Source organism: Campylobacter concisus (assembly GCF_003048405.1).
Lineage (GTDB): Bacteria > Campylobacterota > Campylobacteria > Campylobacterales > Campylobacteraceae > Campylobacter_A > Campylobacter_A concisus_Q.
In genome coordinates, this window is record NZ_PIQS01000001.1 from 917,879 (window position 1) to 937,686 (window position 19,808).

23 protein-coding genes and 1 tRNA gene are annotated in these 19,808 nt (G+C 37.6%); 23 read left to right on the forward strand and 1 reads right to left on the reverse strand.

All coding sequences use genetic code 11. The annotated features are described in order from the left end of the window. The first annotated feature begins 96 nt into the window (after positions 1–96). Together CVT18_RS04815 and CVT18_RS04820 are read left to right on the forward strand one after the other, a co-directional pair. Positions 97–172: transfer RNA gene (locus CVT18_RS04815), tRNA-Phe, on the forward strand. A 348-nt stretch (positions 173–520) separates the two neighbouring features. Further along, positions 521–2,188 carry an anaerobic C4-dicarboxylate transporter gene (locus CVT18_RS04820; protein ID WP_084108861.1) on the forward strand — a complete coding sequence of 556 codons (1,668 nt, stop codon included), beginning with the start codon at positions 521–523 and terminating at the stop codon, positions 2,186–2,188. Positions 2,189–2,241: 53 nt separating this feature from the next. On the opposite strand, the gene flhB is transcribed toward CVT18_RS04820, so the two are convergent. Then, positions 2,242–3,315 (reverse strand): flagellar biosynthesis protein FlhB, encoded by a 1,074-nt coding sequence (flhB, locus tag CVT18_RS04825; RefSeq protein ID WP_103629217.1) that lies wholly within the window; start codon positions 3,313–3,315, stop codon positions 2,242–2,244. 132 nt (positions 3,316–3,447) lie between these two features. Between flhB and CVT18_RS04830 the strand changes: the two genes are divergently transcribed. The 21 genes from CVT18_RS04830 to tolB all read left to right on the forward strand — a co-directional run bounded on the left by CVT18_RS04830 (position 3,448) and on the right by tolB (position 19,800). After that, on the forward strand, positions 3,448–4,410 hold the full coding sequence (locus CVT18_RS04830) for a hypothetical protein (protein ID WP_103629156.1): 963 nt from the start codon (positions 3,448–3,450) through the stop codon (positions 4,408–4,410). Between the two features lie 107 nt (positions 4,411–4,517). Next, on the forward strand, positions 4,518–4,832 hold the full coding sequence (gene rplU, locus CVT18_RS04835) for a 50S ribosomal protein L21 (RefSeq protein WP_107824292.1): 315 nt from the start codon (positions 4,518–4,520) through the stop codon (positions 4,830–4,832). Between the two features lie 11 nt (positions 4,833–4,843). Beyond that, positions 4,844–5,101, forward strand: a complete 258-nt coding sequence (rpmA, locus tag CVT18_RS04840) for a 50S ribosomal protein L27 (protein WP_002942569.1) — start codon at positions 4,844–4,846, stop codon at positions 5,099–5,101. A 224-nt stretch (positions 5,102–5,325) separates the two neighbouring features. Further along, positions 5,326–6,384 (forward strand): GTPase ObgE, encoded by a 1,059-nt coding sequence (obgE, locus tag CVT18_RS04845; protein ID WP_103629155.1) that lies wholly within the window; start codon positions 5,326–5,328, stop codon positions 6,382–6,384. A gap of 46 nt (positions 6,385–6,430) precedes the next feature. Continuing rightward, complete coding sequence (locus CVT18_RS04850) at positions 6,431–6,766, forward strand: GDP-mannose dehydrogenase (protein ID WP_103629154.1); 336 nt, start codon at positions 6,431–6,433, stop codon at positions 6,764–6,766. A 16-nt stretch (positions 6,767–6,782) separates the two neighbouring features. Next, complete coding sequence (fmt, locus tag CVT18_RS04855; protein WP_103629153.1) at positions 6,783–7,688, forward strand: methionyl-tRNA formyltransferase; 906 nt, start codon at positions 6,783–6,785, stop codon at positions 7,686–7,688. Positions 7,689–7,704: 16 nt separating this feature from the next. Beyond that, complete coding sequence (gene thiD / locus CVT18_RS04860) at positions 7,705–8,493, forward strand: bifunctional hydroxymethylpyrimidine kinase/phosphomethylpyrimidine kinase (protein ID WP_103629152.1); 789 nt, start codon at positions 7,705–7,707, stop codon at positions 8,491–8,493. A gap of 1 nt (position 8,494) precedes the next feature. After that, positions 8,495–9,130 (forward strand): biotin--[acetyl-CoA-carboxylase] ligase, encoded by a 636-nt coding sequence (locus tag CVT18_RS04865; protein WP_103629151.1) that lies wholly within the window; start codon positions 8,495–8,497, stop codon positions 9,128–9,130. Continuing rightward, a complete protein-coding gene (locus CVT18_RS04870) occupies positions 9,127–9,909 on the forward strand; it encodes a ParA family protein (RefSeq protein WP_021090449.1) in 783 nt (260 codons plus the stop codon). The genes CVT18_RS04865 and CVT18_RS04870 overlap by 4 nt, the downstream gene beginning before the upstream one ends. Positions 9,910–9,924: 15 nt before the next feature. Beyond that, complete coding sequence (locus tag CVT18_RS04875) at positions 9,925–10,785, forward strand: ParB/RepB/Spo0J family partition protein (protein ID WP_103592959.1); 861 nt, start codon at positions 9,925–9,927, stop codon at positions 10,783–10,785. 95 nt (positions 10,786–10,880) lie between these two features. Then, complete coding sequence (locus CVT18_RS04880) at positions 10,881–11,303, forward strand: FoF1 ATP synthase subunit B' (RefSeq protein ID WP_107698148.1); 423 nt, start codon at positions 10,881–10,883, stop codon at positions 11,301–11,303. Positions 11,304–11,312: 9 nt separating this feature from the next. Next, a complete protein-coding gene (locus CVT18_RS04885) occupies positions 11,313–11,825 on the forward strand; it encodes a F0F1 ATP synthase subunit B (protein ID WP_107824293.1) in 513 nt (170 codons plus the stop codon). Further along, complete coding sequence (locus CVT18_RS04890; RefSeq protein WP_087582694.1) at positions 11,825–12,355, forward strand: F0F1 ATP synthase subunit delta; 531 nt, start codon at positions 11,825–11,827, stop codon at positions 12,353–12,355. The genes CVT18_RS04885 and CVT18_RS04890 overlap by 1 nt, the downstream gene beginning before the upstream one ends. A 14-nt stretch (positions 12,356–12,369) precedes the next feature. Beyond that, on the forward strand, positions 12,370–13,887 hold the full coding sequence (gene atpA / locus CVT18_RS04895) for a F0F1 ATP synthase subunit alpha (RefSeq protein WP_107824294.1): 1,518 nt from the start codon (positions 12,370–12,372) through the stop codon (positions 13,885–13,887). A 9-nt stretch (positions 13,888–13,896) separates the two neighbouring features. Further along, complete coding sequence (atpG, locus tag CVT18_RS04900) at positions 13,897–14,784, forward strand: ATP synthase F1 subunit gamma (RefSeq protein WP_103588936.1); 888 nt, start codon at positions 13,897–13,899, stop codon at positions 14,782–14,784. Positions 14,785–14,795: 11 nt separating this feature from the next. Further along, on the forward strand, positions 14,796–16,193 hold the full coding sequence (gene atpD, locus CVT18_RS04905; RefSeq protein ID WP_002939420.1) for a F0F1 ATP synthase subunit beta: 1,398 nt from the start codon (positions 14,796–14,798) through the stop codon (positions 16,191–16,193). Positions 16,194–16,211: 18 nt separating this feature from the next. Continuing rightward, on the forward strand, positions 16,212–16,601 hold the full coding sequence (gene atpC, locus CVT18_RS04910) for an ATP synthase F1 subunit epsilon (protein WP_103629148.1): 390 nt from the start codon (positions 16,212–16,214) through the stop codon (positions 16,599–16,601). Next, on the forward strand, positions 16,602–17,186 hold the full coding sequence (locus tag CVT18_RS04915) for a MotA/TolQ/ExbB proton channel family protein (RefSeq protein ID WP_051288435.1): 585 nt from the start codon (positions 16,602–16,604) through the stop codon (positions 17,184–17,186). Beyond that, positions 17,187–17,585, forward strand: a complete 399-nt coding sequence (locus tag CVT18_RS04920) for a biopolymer transporter ExbD (RefSeq protein WP_021090535.1) — start codon at positions 17,187–17,189, stop codon at positions 17,583–17,585. 1 nt (position 17,586) lies between these two features. Then, positions 17,587–18,519: a TonB C-terminal domain-containing protein gene (locus tag CVT18_RS04925; RefSeq protein ID WP_103629147.1), complete on the forward strand. Its 933-nt coding sequence runs from the start codon at positions 17,587–17,589 to the stop codon at positions 18,517–18,519. Positions 18,520–18,543: 24 nt separating this feature from the next. Continuing rightward, the gene (tolB, locus tag CVT18_RS04930) at positions 18,544–19,800 is read left to right on the forward strand and encodes a Tol-Pal system protein TolB (protein ID WP_103629146.1); all 1,257 of its coding nucleotides are present in this window, start codon (positions 18,544–18,546) and stop codon (positions 19,798–19,800) included. Positions 19,801–19,808: the final 8 nt, after the last annotated feature.

The following is a 19,808-nucleotide window of genomic DNA, read 5'->3' on the forward strand; positions in this document are numbered from 1 at the left end:
AAAATAGAAAAACATAACTTATTTTATTTAAAAAAGTGTGTATTTTAAACTTGCTTTAAATATTAAACATGTATAATCTGACTTTCTTTAACGAGTGGTTGGATAGCTCAGTCGGTAGAGCAGCAGACTGAAAATCTGCGTGTCGGCAGTTCGATTCTGCCTCTAACCACCATTAACCTTTCCTTAAACATCAATCATTTTTCTCTTGGTTCTATTAAATTTCGTATTTACAAGGCTTTTATACTATTTTTCTAGGTTATTTATAAAATTTAAATAAATTTTTATTATTAATAAATTTAAAATATAACAATGCTATTTTCATTTTATATATTCTAAGACAAACAAAATCTTCAAGATCAAATAAAAATTTTGTAAAAGACAATCTTGTAAAAATTTATCCTAAATAAGCCTTATTAATCAAAATGTTATATTTGTATCAAATCATCCTTAAAATATAAGTTTAATCTAAATCCATAAGAGATATAATCTTGATTAAATTTATATTAACTTAGGAGGTTTCATGGATTTTCTCATGAATTTAAGTGAAGGCATGCAGTTTGTTATCCAGCTTCTCATCGTCCTTATCTGTTTGTTCTACGGAGCTAAAAAAGGCGGTATCGCGCTTGGTATGCTAGGCGGTATCGGTCTTATAGTCCTCGTTTTTGGATTTAATATCGAGCCTGGTAAGCCAGCTATTGATGTTATGCTAACTATCCTCGCTGTTGTTGTGGCAAGTGCTACGCTTCAAGCTAGTGGTGGTCTTGATGTTATGCTTCAAATAGCAGAAACTATACTTAGAAAAAATCCAAAGTATGTAAGTATCTTGGCTCCATTTGTAACATGTACGCTTACTATTTTATGCGGTACTGGACACGTTGTTTATACCGTGCTTCCTATCGTTTATGATATCGCTATCAAAAATGGTATCCGCCCAGAGCGACCAATGGCAGCAAGCTCAATAGCTTCACAAATGGGTATCATCGCTAGCCCAGTTTCAGTTGCTGTTGTAACTCTTACAAGCTTTCTTATTAATGCTAAAACTCACCTAGCTGGCTTTGATGGATATTTAGATCTTTTAAAGATTACAATTCCATCAACATTTTGCGGTGTTTTGGCGGTAGGAATTTTTAGCTGGTTTAGAGGCAAAGATCTTGATAAAGACGAAGTATTTCAAACAAAGCTTCAAGATCCTGAGTTTAAAAAATATGTTTATGGCGATAGTGCGACACTTTTAGGTAAAAAGCTTCCTGGCTATCAATGGGCTGCGATGTGGATATTTTTAGGCTCTATCCTTGTAGTTGCGCTTCTTGGATATTTTAAAGATCTTCGCCCAAGCTGGACTACTTACAAAGACGCAACAGTCGTTCAAGTAATAGCCAACCTTCCAACTGAGCAAAAAGTCTTAAAAACCTTAAAAATAAAAGATGCTAGCATCCAAACAGAGGCGGCTGAGCTAAAAGTAGCAAACGATAAGCTAAATGCTAATCAAAAAGCTCAATCAGTCAAAATCATCGGCAAAGATGCAAATCAAACTCTTACTCGTACGGCTGATGGCGCAGTAACATATATAAATGAAAAAGGCGCAAAAGAAGAATTTCAAGGTGCTTACATCAATATAAGCAACAAACAAGCATCTTCAAAAAGCCTAAGCATGGTTCATGTTATCCAAATTTTCATGCTTTTAACTGGTGCTATCATCTTAATCTTTACACCAACAGATGCTAGCAAGATCGGTAAAAACGAGATATTTAGATCAGGTATGATTGCTCTTGTTGCAGTTTTTGGTATCTCTTGGATGGCTGAGACTATGTTTGCAGTACACACTCCGATGATGAAGGAGGCGCTAGGAAGCATCGTAAAAGAGCACCCTTGGACTTATGCGGTTATGCTTTTGATTATCTCAAAATTTGTAAATTCTCAAGCTGCAGCCTTGGTTGCTTTTGTGCCATTAGCATTAAATATCGATGTTAATCCTGCTATCATTCTAGCTTTTGCGCCAGCTTGCTACGGATACTACATCCTGCCAACATATCCAAGCGACCTTGCGGCTATTCAGTTTGATAGAAGTGGTACGACACATATTGGTAAATTTGTTATCAATCACAGCTTTATCATTCCGGGTCTTATTGGTGTTATATCCTCTTGTATATTTGGCTATATTTTTGCAACTGCTTTTGGATATCTATAATAGATAAATTCTCTCTTGCTGCTAGTAATTTCTAGCGGCAAGAGCAGAATTTATCAAAGCTTATCTTTAAATTTTTGTTTATTGCTCATATAAACGAAGCTTAGCACTTCGGCCACGGCTCTAAAAAGATGTGCTGGTATCGTATCATCGACTTCACAAATTTTATAAAGCTCTCTTGCGAGTGGTGGGTTTTCATAAATTTGCACGCCATTTTCAACGGCTATTTTTTTGATTTGCAGTGCTAAAAAATCAACACCTTTGGCAAGTATTATCGGCGCCTCGTCGCGACTTTTATCATATCTTATCGCCACGGCGTAGTGAGTAGGGTTTGTGATGACTACGTCAGCTTGTGGGATATTTTGCATCATTCGACGCTTGGCTGCACGCATTTGCGCTTGACGAATTCTGCCTTTTACCTGAGGATCTCCTTCCATTTGCTTATACTCATCTTTTATCTCTTGCTTGCTCATACGAAGGTCTTTAAAATATTGAAAACGCACAATTAGAAGGTCGATAAGTCCGATCACAAAAAGTATAAAAAGCATGACACTAACAAGAATGATGAGCTTTTCTTTTAGCCAAGCAAGCTGATCAAACATAGAAAAAAAGAGCGTGTGCGGTAGCTCCTTTATAAACTGCAAGAAAAAATAAAATCCAACTCCAAAGACGATGCTAACTTTTAGCACGATTTTGATGCTATCTATCACTTTTTTCATCGAGAATAAATTTTTTAGTCCCTTTAGTGGATTTATTTTGCCAAAATTTGGCATTATAGGCTTTGTGGTAAAGATAAATCCAAACTGCATTACATTTGCGATGACACCAGCGATCGCCACACAGATACAAACTGGAAGTATCATAAGAAGCGACCTTGCAAAGGTATTTACGACGATTAGTTTCACTGTCGGTAAGGTCAGTGGCTGACCGATAAATTTTGAGTAGTAGATATAAAGTGAGATGATCTGTTCTTTCATAAAATTTAGCATCGCAAGCAGTACACCAATAGCGATAACAAGGGTCACGAACCCAGCTAGGTCCTGACTTTTGGGGACGTTACCATCCTTTTTGGCATCTTCTATCTTTTTGGGGGTCGCTTCTTCGGTTTTTTCCTGATCTTCGCCTGCCATCTTTATCCTAAGCTTGCTTAAATTTGGGGCGATTATAGCCAAAATGCGGTTAAACTATCCGCAAAGCCACCTTTTTGCACGTGGAAAATTAGGCATTTTTGGCTAAAATTAGCAAAAATAAGGAGACGCAAAATGTCATTTTTAGAAAGCTTATTTAACATTTTCAAAACCAAAAAGCCACCAAAAAGCGATGAAGAGCTACTTTTAGACGAGTATGCAAGCATTTACGCCGAGGTAAAAGAGAAAAATTTAAACGAATACGACTTTTTATGTGAGCTCATACGATCACTCTCTTTTTCAAGAGCTAGAAGTTACGACTTTTGCCTTGAAAAGTGCCTAGCTGAGGGCGACGCCGAGGCACTAAATGATCTTATCTTTCAATACGCTAAGCTGAATTTACTCCCAGGATGTAGCGGCGGATACGATCAGTGCGAGAAGCTCATACCAGCGTTTTTTGCTATCGCTTGTGACGACACAGATAGCATGGAGAGGATCTTTCCAAAAGACCTGCCACCTAGCAAAAACGGCTATAAATTTCTATGCGTCATGCACGATCTGCTCACAGCGATGCTTTGGCAAGATGAAAATTTACTTGCCCCTGCCCTAGAAAAAGCCCGCACTTTTGCAGAGTCTAAAAAGCCAACAAACGAAAGAGAGGCGGTTAAATTTATGCTCGCCCTACACGAAAAAGATACGGCTGCTATGAGCGAGCATTTGCAGAAATTTTGCTCCACTTTTGGTAGGACGGAGGCGCCTAAATTTGAAAAACGCCTCTACATCTTCGCTCACGGACTTCACGCACTAGCGCGCTACTTTTTGCCATTTGAGCTCTTTAAAGAGATAAAGCTACCAAAAAACGAAAATTTCAGTAAATTTTACGCACAAAGGCTCTTTCAAAATGAAATTCCTAAGCCAAAACTCTATTTTACTTTGCCACCTGAATTTGAACTGATAAATGTGATCTTAAGCGCACCAGCAGCCAAAACACTGATATATCAGCCACATTTACCAAATGACAAAACATTTTTCCTAGATCATAGCTCTATGATAAGAAATTTGGTGGGTGAGATCATAAAATCAGGGGCATTAAAGTAGAATTTATAAACTTTTAGTTAACATTCACACCTTACAACCAACAAAGCTCCATAAATCTTTTGCAAAAAAGTGCTTTTTGGTCTTACCAAATTTTAGAAAGGTAGAGTATGTCAAAATACGCTATATTTAAGCATGGCGGTAAGCAATATCGTGTTGGCGAGGGCGAGTACCTTAAGCTAGATCACTTTAGTGCTGAAGCTAAATCAACCGTTGAGATTACAGAAGTTTTGGCTGTAAATGACGGCGAAGTAAAGGTAGGTGCGCCATTTGTGAAGGGTGCAAAAGTTGTTCTTGAGGTCGTAAATGAAGGCAAAGACAAAAAAGTAGTTATCTACAAAAAACGCAGACGTAAAGACTCAAAACTAAAACGCGGCTTTAGAAGACAATTTACACGTGTAAAAGTCGTAAGTATCGTAGCTTAAGGAGATAAGATATGGCACACAAAAAAGGTCAAGGTTCAACCCAAAATAACCGTGATAGTATCGGACGCCGATTAGGTGTTAAGAAATTTGGTGGTGAGTTCGTTCGTGCTGGAAATATAATCATCCGCCAAAGAGGAACAGCAACTCACGCTGGAAATAACGTAGGTCTTGGCAAAGATCACACTATTTTTGCATTAGTTGATGGCTTTGTAAAATTTGAAAGACTTGATAAAAACAGAAAAAAAGTATCTGTTTATCCAGCTGCATAATCTCAGGGGCAATCGCCCCTTTCTTTCTTAAAATTATTCAAAAATCAAAATTTTTATTTAGTGTTTAGAATTTTTCAAATAGCTGTTTGAGAGAAATTTTAAATCAATCACAACTCTATATTTCGAGCTTCATGGTACTTATATTTGCTTTATTTTAATCAAGATATCACGATTTAATTTCAGTAAAGTTGGATATAATCCAAATAAAAAATTTAAGGTAAAAAATGTTTATAGATAGTGCAAGATTGACTCTAAGTTCGGGGCATGGTGGAGCTGGAGCTGTGAGTTTTCGCCGTGAAAAACACGTCATTTTAGGCGGTCCTGATGGCGGAGATGGCGGAGATGGCGGAGATGTTTATTTTGTTTGTGACAACAATACCCATACTTTAGCAAATTATAAGGGTAAAAGAGCCATGAAGGCTGGCAATGGTGAAGCTGGCATGGGCAAGCGAATGACCGGCAAAAAGGGCGAAAATTTAGAACTCATAGTCCCTCCTGGCACAGCTGTTTATGACGCACAGACAAATGAACTACTCTGTGATATAGTTAGCGAGGGTCAAAAGACGCTATTTTTAAAGGGCGGTAAAGGCGGACTCGGAAATTTCCACTTCAAAAGCTCTATCAATCAAGCTCCAGAATACGCACAAAAAGGCATGCCTGAAGAGAGCATTGAAGTAAGGCTCGAGTTAAAGCTCATTGCTGATGTTGGTTTGGTGGGCTTTCCAAATGTTGGTAAATCAACGCTTATTTCAACAGTATCAAATGCCAAACCACAGATCGCAAACTACGAATTTACGACGCTTACGCCAAAGCTTGGACTTGTCGAGGTCGATGAGTTTAGTGGCTTTGTCATGGCTGACATCCCTGGTATCATCGAAGGGGCGAGCGATGGACGCGGTTTAGGCGTTAAATTTCTAAAACATATCGAGCGAAATAAAATTTTACTTTTTATGATAGATGGAGCAAACTATAGAGGTATGAGCGAGCAGTTTAGTGTGCTGAAAGAAGAAGTCGCTAAATTTTCAAGCGTACTTGCTAGCAGGGACTATGCTATCGCTATCACCAGAGTCGATGCGGCGGAAAATTTAGATGAAAATATAAAAGAATTTATGAAATTTTTAAAGCTAAAGCCAGAGCAAAACGGTAAATTTATCTACAAACAAGATTTACTCAGCTTTGATCATTCAAAGCCATATTTTATTTTGCCGATCTCATCAGCGACAAATGAGAACATCGACGAGCTTAAATTTGCACTTCTTGAGCTACTTAAAAATGAGCTTTGAGTTGCAACTTTTTAGTGCTTTGGGCATAGATTTTTAAGAGTATAAAATGAAGAAATTTTTTTACATTATGCTATTTTACTTTAGCGCATATAGCTGTGATCCAGCGGATCCGGCATATATGTTTTTGGATTACAATGACATAGATCGTGACGGCATGCTAAATTTAGATGAGTGGACGTCCTGCAAAGTGCCATCAGCGCTAAAAATAGCACCAGATCTATGCACTAGTGAGGAATTTAAGAGGCTGGATCTTGATCGTAGTGGCAAAGTTAGCATTAATGAGCTAGGAAGTTTGATATTTCAAAAGATTGACTGGCAAGAAGATCCATGTGCCTCTTGGCTGACTGGCAGTAAAAACGTAGATCAAAATAAAAGTCGTTGAAATTTAAAGGAAAGTGATGAATGTAGTTTTTATGGGGACGCCTGATTATGCTGTTAGGATACTTAGGCATCTAAAAGAGGCTGGCTTTAATATAAAAGCAGTCTTTACTCAGCCTGATAAGCCGGTTGGTAGAAAGCAAATTTTAACTCCAAGCGAGGTAAAAATTTACGCGCAAAACGAGCTAGCAGGAGTGCCTGTCCTTACTCCAAATACACTAAAAGATGAGGCGGTTGTTGCCGAGCTAAAGGCATTTGAGCCTAAATTTATCGTGGTTGCCGCATACGGTAAAATTTTGCCGCAAAGCGTGCTTGACGTGGCGACTTGTATAAATTTACACGCCTCGATCCTGCCTAAATACCGCGGCGCAAGCCCCATTCAAAGCGCGCTACTAGCTGGCGAAAAGCAGACGGGCGTGACGGCGATGCTGATGGATGCGGGGCTTGACATGGGCGATATGCTTGATTTTGCCTACACGCCTTGCGAGACGAAGATGTCAAGCGAGCTTTTTAGTGAGCTTGGCGAGCTTGGCGGTGAGCTAATCGTAAAAGTGCTTAAAAATTTTGAAAATTTAAAGCCACAAAAGCAAGACGATGCGCAGGCCACGCACTGCAAAAAGATAAGCAAGAGCGACGGGCTTTTTAGCTTTGATGAAGATGCGGGGCAAATTTATAATAAATTTCGTGCGCTCACACCTTGGCCGGGGCTTTATTTGGCAAGTGGGCTAAAAATTTTATCGCTTGAGCTAAGCGATAAAAGTGGCAAAAGCGGAGAAATTTTAAGTATAGAAAAAGATCACGTTGTGGTTGCTTGCAAGGGTGGGGCAGTCAAAATTTATGAGCTTCAAGAGCCAAGCAAAAAGCCAACAAACGCAAAAGCATATATAAATGGTAAGCGCCTTAGCGTTGGCGATGAATTAAAATAAATTTAAAGGAGCGGTTATGAAAAATGCGCTAAGCATAGCAGGCGTTGATCCAAGTGGCGGAGCTGGAGTTTTAGCTGATATAAAGGTATTTATAGCACACGGCGTATATGCGATGGGAGCGATCACAGCGGTCACCGCTCAAAATACAAAGGGCATATTTGGTATGCAGTTAGTCGATACTAAGCTCATCGAGGACCAGATCAAGGCGATATTTGATGATATAAGAGTTGATGTGGTAAAAATAGGCGTTGTCCCAAGCGTTGAGATCATCAAAAGCGTCGCAAAAACGCTAAGAGAGATCAAAAATTTACCGCCAGTCGTGCTTGATCCTGTTATGAGCTGTAAAAATGGCGACATCTGGCTAGAGGGCGCTGCAAAAGACGCGATCGTGGAGGAGCTTTTCCCGCTTGCAAGCGTGATCACGCCAAATATCTTTGAAGCGCGCGAAATTTTAAAGCGTGAGCTAAAAGGCGAGGGTGAGCTAAAAGAGGCTTGCAAGGATCTTTTGAAATTTGGCACAAAGAGCGTCTATCTAAAATGTGGCGAGCTTGACGGCAAGTCGCTTGATATATTTTATGATGGCAGCGAGTATGAAATTTTTAGCGATGAGCGTATAAAAACGACCGCAACTCACGGCTCAGGCTGCTCGCTATCAAGCGCGATCGCTTCAAATTTAGCAAATGGCCAAAGCCTAAAAGAGAGCGTAAAAAATGCGCATGATTATATCTTTAACGCTATCAAAAACGCGGTCATCATCGGCGGTGGACAAAATCCGGTAAATCACTTCTATAAATTTAAGGTGTGATTTGAAAGTAGAGTTTTTTCAAAGTCTGCCCTCGACACAGGAATTTTTGATAGAGGCCCTAAAAAACGGCGAGATAAAACCTCCACATATGGTTGTGGCGTATAATCAAACCAAAGGCATCGGCAGCCGCGGTAACAGCTGGGAGGGGCTTGGCGGAAATTTGTTTATGTCCTTTTGCATGAGCGAAGATGAGCTGCCAAGCGATATACCTCCGCCCTCGATCTCGATATATTTTTCTATGCTGATGCGCGAAGTTTTGAGCGAACTTGGCTCAAAGTGTTGGCTAAAATGGCCAAATGATTTTTACGTGGACGAGCGTAAAATAGGTGGCACTTTGACAAATAAAGTGGATGAAATTTACATCTGCGGTATGGGAATAAATTTAACAAGTGCGCCCGAGAATGCGGGCATTTTGGATATAAAAACTAGCGTAGATGAGCTAGTTTGGGGCTTTGTTAGTATGCTTGATAAAAAGATTTTATGGAAGCCAATTTTTAGCAAATTTAGGATAGACTTTTGCAAGTCAAAAGGTTTTATTACGCATATTGCAAATAGAGCTGTTTCGCTTCAGGATGCTGAAATTTGCGATGATGGAGCGATCTTACTAAATGGGGAAAAGGTATATTCTTTAAGATGAGCGAGATAATAACAATAGCTAATCAAAAAGGCGGCGTTGGCAAGACCACAACAGCCGTAAATTTAGCCGCATCACTGGCGGTTGCTGAGAAAAAAGTATTATTAATAGACATCGATCCACAGGCAAATGCGACAACCGGACTTGGCTTTAGTAGAAGTGACTATGAGTTTAATATCTATCACGTATTAACAGATAGAAAAAAGCTCTCGCAAATCGTGTTAAAAACTGAGATCCCAACACTTTTTTTAGCTCCATCAAATATCGGACTTGTCGGCATCGAGCAAGAATTTAACGATCAAAATAAGGACTATAAGCTAATCCTTAAAAATAAAATTTCAGAAGTTGTAAACGACTATGATTTTATTATCATTGATAGCCCTCCGGCACTTGGCAGCATCACGATAAATGCTCTTAGTGCAAGCGATAGCGTTATTATCCCGATTCAATGTGAATTTTATGCACTTGAGGGACTAGCGCAGATCCTAAATACAGTTAAGATCATCAAAAAAACGATAAATCCAAAGCTTAACATAAAGGGCTTTTTACCGACTATGTTTAGCTCGCAAAACAATCTCTCAAAAGAGACAATTGCAAATTTAAAGCAGCATTTTGAAAATAAGCTCTTTAAGAGTAAGGACAGCAAAGAGGAATTTGTGGTCGTTCCAAGAAATGTGAAACTTGCTGAAAGCCCAAGTTTCGGCAAGCCAGTGATACTTTATGATATAAAATCACCAGGCTCGATCGCGTATCAAAATTTGGCATATTGTATTTTAAACTAAAAAATAAGGAAAAAAATGGCTAAAAAAGGTGGATTAGGGCGCGGTCTTAGCGCGATACTTGAAGATGTAGAGCAGGCCTACAGTAAAGAGATCGCAAATTTAAACGACTCTGAGATAGTCGAAGAGATAAATATAGATGAAATTTTACCAAACCCATACCAGCCAAGAACGCATTTTGACGAAGAAGCCTTAAAGGAGCTAAGTGCTAGCATCAAAAGGCACGGACTGATCCAGCCAATAATTGTTATCAAAAAAGATGATGGTTATATGCTAATAGCCGGTGAGCGCAGATACCGCGCCACAAAGATGCTCGGAGCAAGCAAGATAAAGGCGATCATCGCTGATATCAAGTCTCAAAATTTAAGAGAGCTTGCACTTATTGAAAATATTCAACGTGAAAATTTAAACCCAATCGAACTTGCAAAGTCGTATAAAGAGCTCATAAATGAGTATAAGATCACACAAGACGGCTTGGCAAATATTATTCATAAAAGTAGAACACAAATAACAAATACGATGAGGCTTTTACTTCTTAGTGACTACACGCAAAAACTTTTACAAGAAGATAAGCTAACGCAAGGTCACGCTAAAGTCATAGTAGGACTTAGCGCCGAAGAAGAAAAGATGGTTGTTGATACGATAATTGGTCAAAAGCTAAGCGTTAGAGACACAGAAATTTTAGTAAAAAAGATAAAAAATAAGGAAGAGATAAAAGACAAAAAGCCAAAAATTTCTGAGGAAATGAGTAAAAAACTATCAAATTTACAAGAAATTTTTAAAAATTTAAAGATAAAAGCAAAAGTAAAATCTAGCAATCTAGTTTTAGAATTTAATAATATTTCACAGGTGGAAGAATTTATTGCTAGGCTAAAATAGAATTACAAATTTATTTTTATTTTTAGTAATTTATTGTAAAATCAGACTTTAATTTGAATATTAAATAAAACTTAATGATAAAATAAGGAGAGTGGATGTTAGAAATAGATGTGCCATTGATGCTTTTAACGGCTATCGTTTTCTTGGTATTGATCGTTATTTTGAATTCCTTGCTTTATAAGCCAATGCTCAAATTTATAGATGACAGAAATGCCTCTATAAAAAATGATGAAGAGAGTACTAGTAAAAATGCAAGTGATCTAAGTGTTCATGAAAAAGAGATTGAAGAGATTATATTAAACGCAAGGACTGAGGCCAATAAAATAAGGCAAGAAGCCTTAAATTTGGCAAAAGAAGAGTCTTTAAAAGAAGTAAATGCCGTAAAAACTAGTTTAGAGGCTGATTACAATGAATTTTTAAATGCTCTAAGCTCTCAAAAAGATAACCTAAAGGCAGATCTATCAGCTAAACTACCTGAACTTAGAGCGGCTTTAAATGCCAAGCTCTCTAAAATTTAAAGGAATTTTATGAAGATAAAAATTTTATTTTTTCTAGCACTTCCATTTCTAGCATACTCTAGCGAGCATGGTGGAACAAACTACGACATAGTCGAGAGAACGCTAAACTTCTTACTTTTCTTTGCTATTTTGGTCTATTTTGCTGCTAAGCCACTAAAAGCTCTTTATCAAAGCAGGATCGATAGGATCGCAAATAAGCTTGAGAGTATCCAAGAGAAGCTTCGTGAGTCAAAAGCTAAAAAAGATGACGCTCTAAAACGTGTAGAAGAGGCTAAGCAAAATGCAAATGCTCTAATCGAAACCGCAAAAAAAGAGGCTGTAAATTTAGCTGCTAAAGTTAAAAAAGAGGCTCAAAACGATATCGCAAATATCGAAAAAGGCTATAAAGAGCAAAAAGAATTTGAAGAGCGCAAGATGATAAAAGGCGTTGTAAATGAAATTTTGAGCGACATTTTCTCAAGCGATAGCCTAAAAGTCGATCAAAAAGAGCTTGTAAATATCATACTTAAAAAGGTTAGCTAATGAATGAAGTAGTAGCTAAAAAATACGTAAAAGCGATCTTAAGCGACGTAAAGTCCAATGAACTTAATGCATTTGTTGAAAATTTATCAGAGCTAGCTGCTGCTTTTGCTAGCGATAAATTTAAAAGCATTATAAGTTTGCCGACACTAAAGGCTTCACAAAAGGTTGAATTTGTACTATCTTTGGTTAAAAATCAAGATATTAAATTTGCAAATTTTATAAAGCTTCTTGGTGCAAACAAAAGGCTAGAGCTTATACCTGCGATACTAGATGAGATGAAGATAGAGCAATCTTTGCTTGAAAATACATATCGCGGCGAGGTTGTTGGAAATTTTGATCTAAGCGCTGAGCAGCTAAAAGCTTTGGAAGAGAATTTCTCTAAGAAATTTAACTCTAAGATTAAGCTTGATGGCTCAAAGAGCGATTACAACGGTGTAAAAGTTGAGTTAGATGATTTAGGTGTCGAGGTAAATTTCTCTATCGACAGACTAAAAAGTCAAATGAGTGAATATATATTAAAAGCAATTTAAAAAGGAGTGAAAGCGTGAGTGCAAAAATTAAAGCTGACGAAATTAGCACGATAATCAAAGAGCGTATTGAAAATTTTGATTTAAGTGTTGATGTGGAAGAGACCGGTAAAGTCATCTCAGTCGCTGATGGCGTTGCTAACGTTTATGGTTTGAAAAACGTTATGGCTGGTGAGATGGTTGAATTTGAAAGCGGCGAAAAGGGTATGGCTCTTAACCTTGAAGAGAGCAGTGTTGGTATAGTTATCCTTGGAAAAACTAGTGGTATCACAGAAGGAAGCTCTGTAAAAAGACTAAAAAAACTTCTACGTGTGCCAGTTGGCGACGCATTGATCGGCCGTGTTGTAAATTCACTAGGTGAGCCAATCGACGCAAAAGGCCCAATTGAAGCTACCGAATCTCGCTTCGTCGAAGAAAAAGCAAAAGGTATTATGGCTAGAAAGAGCGTTCATGAGCCACTTCAAACAGGTATCAAAGCGATTGACGCACTTGTGCCAATTGGTAGAGGTCAAAGAGAGCTAATCATTGGCGACCGCCAAACTGGTAAAACAACAGTTGCTATCGATACTATCATAAACCAAAAAGGTCAAGATGTTATTTGTATCTATGTAGCTATCGGCCAAAAACAATCAACCGTTGCTCAAGTCGTTAAAAAACTTGAAGAATACGGCGCTATGGACTATACGATAGTTGTAAATGCTGGTGCTAGTGACGCAGCCGCGCTTCAATACCTTGCTCCATATGCTGGCGTAACAATGGGTGAATATTTTAGAGATAACTCTCGCCACGCATTAATCATCTATGATGACTTGTCAAAACACGCGGTTGCTTATCGCGAGATGTCTTTGATCTTAAGAAGACCACCAGGCCGTGAAGCTTATCCAGGTGATGTTTTCTATCTTCACTCAAGACTTCTAGAAAGAGCAAGTAAGCTAAATGATGCACTAGGTGCGGGATCTTTAACGGCTCTACCTATTATCGAGACTCAAGCGGGCGACGTTTCAGCTTATATCCCAACAAATGTTATTTCTATTACAGATGGTCAAATTTTCCTTGAGAGTGACCTATTTAACTCAGGTATCCGTCCAGCGATCAACGTTGGTCTTTCTGTATCTCGTGTTGGTGGTGCGGCTCAAATAAAAGCTATTAAACAAGTTTCTGGTACACTAAGACTAGACCTTGCTCAATACCGCGAACTACAAGCGTTTGCTCAATTTGCAAGCGACCTTGACGAGAGTTCGAGAAAACAACTAGAGCGTGGTCAAAAGATGGTTGAAGTACTAAAACAACCTCCATATTCTCCACTTCCAGTTGAGAATCAAGTAATTATCATATTTGCTGGTGCTAAGGGTTATTTAGATGATGTTGCAACTGCAAATGTAACAAAATTTGAGGCTGAGCTATATCCATATATTGAGGCAAAATACCCTGAAATTTTTGAGCAAATCAGAACTAAAAAGGTTCTTGATAAAGAAGTAGAAGAAATTTTACATAAAGCGTTGAAAGATTTTAAAGCGACTTTTGCTGCTAACTAGGGCTAAGATATGTCAAATTTAAAAGATATAAAACGAAAGATTAAGAGCGTCCAGAATACTCAAAAGACGACACGTGCGATGAAGCTTGTTTCTACAGCAAAGCTTCGCAAAGCTGAAGAGGCTGCTCGCTACTCTAGAGTTTACGCTCTTAAGATCAATGAGGTTTTATCAGAGATAGCTTATAAGATCAATCAATATGCTTCAGTTATGACTGAGAGTAAATTTTTTAACACAACAAAGAGTGTAGAAAAGGTTGATATTATATTTGTTACCGCTGATAAAGGGCTTTGCGGTGGCTTTAATGTCCAAACTATAAAGACAGTTAGGCGCATGATTGATGAGCTAAAAGCAAAAAAGGTCAAAGTCAGACTAAGAGCTGTTGGTAAAAAAGGTATAGAATTTTTCAATTTCCAAGGCGTTGAACTACTTGAGACTTATGTCGGAGCTAGCTCTTCTCCTACATATGAAAAAGCTCAAAATATCATAAAAGACGCCATTGATGACTTTACAAATGGCATAACTGATAAAGTCGTGCTAATACACAATGGCTATAAAAATATGATTTCTCAAGAGATTAGGGTAAATGATATTGTGCCTATTGAGCCGTCTAAGATAGTTGCTGTTGAGACAAATTCTTTGATGGAATTTGAGCCAGAAGACAATTATACTAAGATCATGGATGAATTGCTCAATAAATATTTTGAGTATAGTATGTATTATGCTTTAGTTGACTCTTTGGCGGCTGAGCACAGTGCTAGAATGCAAGCTATGGATAATGCAACAAACAATGCTAAACAACGCGTTAAACAGTTAAATCTTGCTTACAATAAAGCAAGACAAGAGTCTATTACCACTGAGCTTATTGAGATCATCAGTGGTGTTGAATCAATGAAATAAAAGGAGTATGAATGAAGGGTGTTATTAGTCAAGTTATGGGCCCTGTGGTCGATGTTGACTTTAATGACTACTTGCCAAAGATCAATGAAGCTATCGAAGTTTTCTTTGAGGTTGAGGGCAAGAAACATAAACTAATATTAGAAGTTGCTGCTCACCTAGGCGATAATAGAGTCAGAACGATCGCTATGGATATGAGTGAGGGCTTGACTCGTGGCTTAGAGGCTAAAGCACTTGGTGCACCTATTAGTGTGCCAGTTGGTGAAAAAGTTCTAGGTAGAATTTTTAACGTAGTTGGTGATTTGATCGACGAGGGCGAGGGTATAAATTTTGATAAGCATTGGTCTATCCACCGCGATCCTCCTCCATTTGAAGAGCAAAGTACGAAAAGTGAAATTTTTGAAACTGGTATCAAAGTAGTTGACCTTCTAGCTCCTTACGCAAAGGGTGGTAAAGTAGGCCTATTTGGTGGTGCTGGTGTTGGTAAAACGGTTATTATTATGGAGCTTATCCACAACGTTGCGTTTAAACACAGCGGTTATTCTGTATTTGCTGGTGTTGGAGAGAGAACTCGTGAAGGAAACGACCTTTATCATGAAATGAAAGAAAGTAATGTTTTGGATAAAGTTGCCTTGTGCTATGGTCAAATGAATGAGCCACCAGGAGCAAGAAACCGTATCGCACTAACTGGTCTTACAATGGCTGAGTACTTCCGTGATGAGATGGGACTTGACGTTTTGATGTTTATCGATAACATATTCCGTTTCTCTCAATCAGGTGCAGAGATGTCAGCTCTACTTGGACGTATCCCATCAGCTGTTGGTTATCAACCAACTCTTGCAAGTGAGATGGGTAAATTCCAAGAGAGAATCACATCAACTAAAAAAGGTTCGATTACATCTGTTCAAGCTGTTTACGTTCCAGCTGACGACCTTACGGATCCAGCTCCTGCTACTGTTTTTGCTCACCTTGATGCTACGACAGTTCTTAACAGATCGATCGCAGAGAAAGGTATCTATCCAGCTGTTGATCCGCTTGATTCTACTTCAAGAATGCTCGATCCTCAAATTTTAGGAGCAGATCACTATAAGGTAGCTCGTGGCGTTCAAGCTGTGCTTCAAAAATATAAAGATCTTCAAGATATCATCGCTATCCTTGGTATGGACGAGCTTAGCGAAGAAGATAAGCTAACAGTTGATAGAGCAAGAAAGATAGAGAGATTTTTATCTCAGCCTTTCTTCGTTGCTGAAGTATTTACAGGTAGCCCTGGCAAATATGTAAGTCTTGACGAAAATATAGCTGGCTTTAAGGGAATTTTAGAGGGTAAATATGATCATTTACCAGAAGCAGCATTTTATATGGTTGGAAATATAGATGAGGCTTTAGCTAAAGCTGAGAAACTTAAGGCTTAAATTTAAAAAGGAAGCGTAATGGATAAATTACATTTAGAGATCGTAACTCCTCAAGGTCAGATATTTAATGATGACGTGAGCAGTGTAGTGCTTCCAGGTAGCGAGGGTGAGTTTGGTGTTTTACCAAACCATGCCTCATTAATATCTCTTTTAAAAGCAGGTATTATAGATATAGAACATAAAAATAAAAAACATGATGTTGTTGCGATTAACTGGGGCTATGCAAAGATTGACGAAGGTAAGGTAGTAATACTTGCTGACGGTGCGGTTTACGTCTCTGGTGATAGTGAAAGCGAGCTTGCAAATTCATTGGAAGCTGCTAGAAATTTGATAGAGAGTATGAGTAGTGACACAAATGTTTTTGCAGCAACTATATCTAAAATGGAAAATGTAGTGAGAACTAGATAAGTGGGCGGTATAGATTTATTTTTAAATTACATTCAAAGAAGTAGTTTTATTACAATTATTGTTTTAACTTGGCTGTCAATATATTTTATAGTTAGTTTCACAATTCTTTTTTCAAGAATGGCTGGTATTGGAGCTTGGCAAAAACGTGAGCAAAATGCACTTGAAGCACTGCTTATGGGTGCTAAAAATATTCCAAATGATTCGTCTTTGAGAAAATGTGCAAATGGAAGAATCTCAAGAGAAAAGCTAAATGTATGTATAAGCATAGCCGAGAAAAATGCTACAAGTGGACTAACGTGGCTAAGTGTAATAGCATCTACTTCGCCTTTTATCGGTCTTTTTGGAACCGTTGTTTCTATTTTAGAGACATTTTCACAGCTTGGAAATGGTGGAGGTTCATCACTTGGTATTATTGCTCCAGCTATTTCAGAGGCACTTGTTGCAACTGGTTGCGGAATTTTTGTTGCCATCCCAGCATATACATTTAATTTACTCATAAAAAGAAAAGCTTATGAATTAATGAGTGTTATTGAGCGTCAGGCTGATGTTATGATAGCACTTAAAAAAGATGATGAGATACTATAAATGGCCGTTAAATTTACCGATGAGACACCAGAGCTAAATATAACTCCTCTTGTTGATATTATGCTTGTTTTACTAGCCATTTTAATGGTTACTATGCCAACCATAACATATCAAGAGGATATTACTCTTCCGGATGGTTCAAAGGCAAAAACTTCAACATCTAAGCAAAAAGACCTTATAGTATCCATAAATTCACAAGGACAAGTTAGAGTTGATCAGAGTACTATGAGCCTTGCTGAGTTTCCCGATAATATCGCATTAATGAGTACAAAATACGATAAAACCTCGCCTATCTATATAAAAGCTGATAAAAATTTAAAATACGATGATGTTATGTTTGTATTAAAGACTTTGAAAGGTGCTGGTTTTAATAAAGTAGCTTTAGAGACAAACGGTTAAGATGTCAAATAAAGTTAAATTTCCAACGCTTAGTTCGTTTCTTGTAGCGTCTTGTATTTACGTTACTATTATACTTATTTTATTTATAAAGCTTACATTTTTTGTAGAACCTCCTAAAAAATATACCGATGATAAAGATGCTATTATGGATGTGGTTATGGTTGATAGAGAAGTTGATCAAACCATTAAAGCTCCAAAACAAGCAGATGAAGTAGTTAAAGAGACAAAGCCTGAACCTAAAAAGGAATCTGAAGAAGATAAGCAAGAGACTACAAATAAGCCTGTTGTACCAGATGAACCATTGCCTACGCCAAGCTTACCAACTCCTCCAAAAGAGGAACCAAAACCAGAACCAAAGCCTGAAATCCCAAAACCAAGTGAAGAGTCTAAAGAAGATGTTAAACCAGAGCCAAAACCTGAGCCTAAGCCTACACCAAAGCCAGTTGAAAAGCCAAAACCCAAAGAGCCAAATATAAAAGATCTCTTTAGTGACATAGACCCTACAAAACTTAAAAAAGATGATGGTATAAAAAAGGTTGAAAATAAAGTGCAAAGCCGTAAAAAGAGCGAGGCTTCTAGCTCAAAGGCTGCAAAAGAGGCTAGTGATATTATAAAAAGCCTAAAGATAGATCAAAATCCAACCGCTCCAAAATCACAATCTACCGGTACTTACGATCCACTAATGGGTGCGATAACAAAACAAATTCAAAGAAGATGGCAAAGCTATAAGGCTGATTCTGCAAATTTGGCTAAAGTTAAAGTTATGATAGATCAAAGTGGAAATTTTAGCTATGAAATTTTAGAGCTATCATACAATGAAGAATTTAATGCAAAAGTAAAAGAGTGTCTTGAAAAGCTTACGACGGAGAAATTTCCTTTCAATCCAGACAAGAGCACTACTTTTAATTTAAATTTAGAAGATAAAATAAACTAAAATTTATAAAATTATGGAGTAGAGATGAAGAAAATTTTTCTTTTTTTATGCGTTGCTTTAGGGCTTTATGCTGCTGATGCGACGATATCTGTTGTAAATCAAGGTATTGCCTTGCCAAAGATAGCTTTGCAAGATGCAACAACTGCTGTTAGCGATATGGCTTTTAAAGATAAATTCTTTAAAATCATGCTAGGAGATCTAAAGGTTAGTTCCGATTTTGAAGTAATCGAAGATCATGTGCCTTCTACCTATGAAGGAGATGCAACCACTAATACAATGAGTGATAAAGGCGTCGAGCTTATCTTTAGATATGCTCTTGAAGGCTCTATGGGCTCGCCTCTTACTTTAAGAGTAAAACTGATAAACGCTAAGACAGCAACTACAAGATATGAGAAGGTTTATACAATGCCAGACGGTGCAAAGTATCCGTTTTTAGCGCATAAAAGTATAGTTGAGCTTACTAATGAACTAAATTTACCACCAGTTGGCTGGATGGAAAAATTTATTATTCTTTCAAAATATACTTCAGCTCGCCAAAGTTCTATCATAGTTGCTGATTATACACTTACATATCAAAAGACCATAGTAAGTGGTGGACTAAATATTTTCCCTAAATGGGCTGGAGCTGATCAAAGTAAATTTTACTATACATCTTATGTAAGCAATAAGCCAACTTTATTTAGATATGATCTAAATTCTGGTACAAAAACAAAGATAATTGATAGTATTGGCATGCTTATAGCCTCAGATGTTAGTAAGGACGGAAGTAAAATTTTATTAACTATGGCGCCAAAAGATCAACCAGATATCTTTATCTATAATACAAATAGTAAAAATTTGACGCAGATTACTAATTATCCAGGTATAGATGTAAATGGAAATTTTGTAGATAATGATAGTAAGATAGTTTTTGTATCAGATAGGCTTGGTTATCCTAATGTTTTTGCAACTCCTGCGATTTCTGGCGGAAGTGTTGAACAAATGGTATTTCATGGTAAAAATAACAACTCTGTAAGTACATTTGAAAATTATGTTGTTTATTCAAGCAGGGAAGCAAGCGGTAGTTTTAATATATATCTAATTTCAACTCAAACGGATTTTATACGCCAGCTTACAGCAAATGGCAAAAATAATTATCCAAGATTCTCAAGCGATGGGCAAAGTGTCGTCTTTATAAAAGAGCTTGGCGGTCAAAGTTCACTAGGGGTTGTTAGGTTAAATGAAAACAGAAGTTTTCAGTTTCCTTTAAAAGTAGGAAAAATTCAATCTATAGATTGGTAATATTCTGA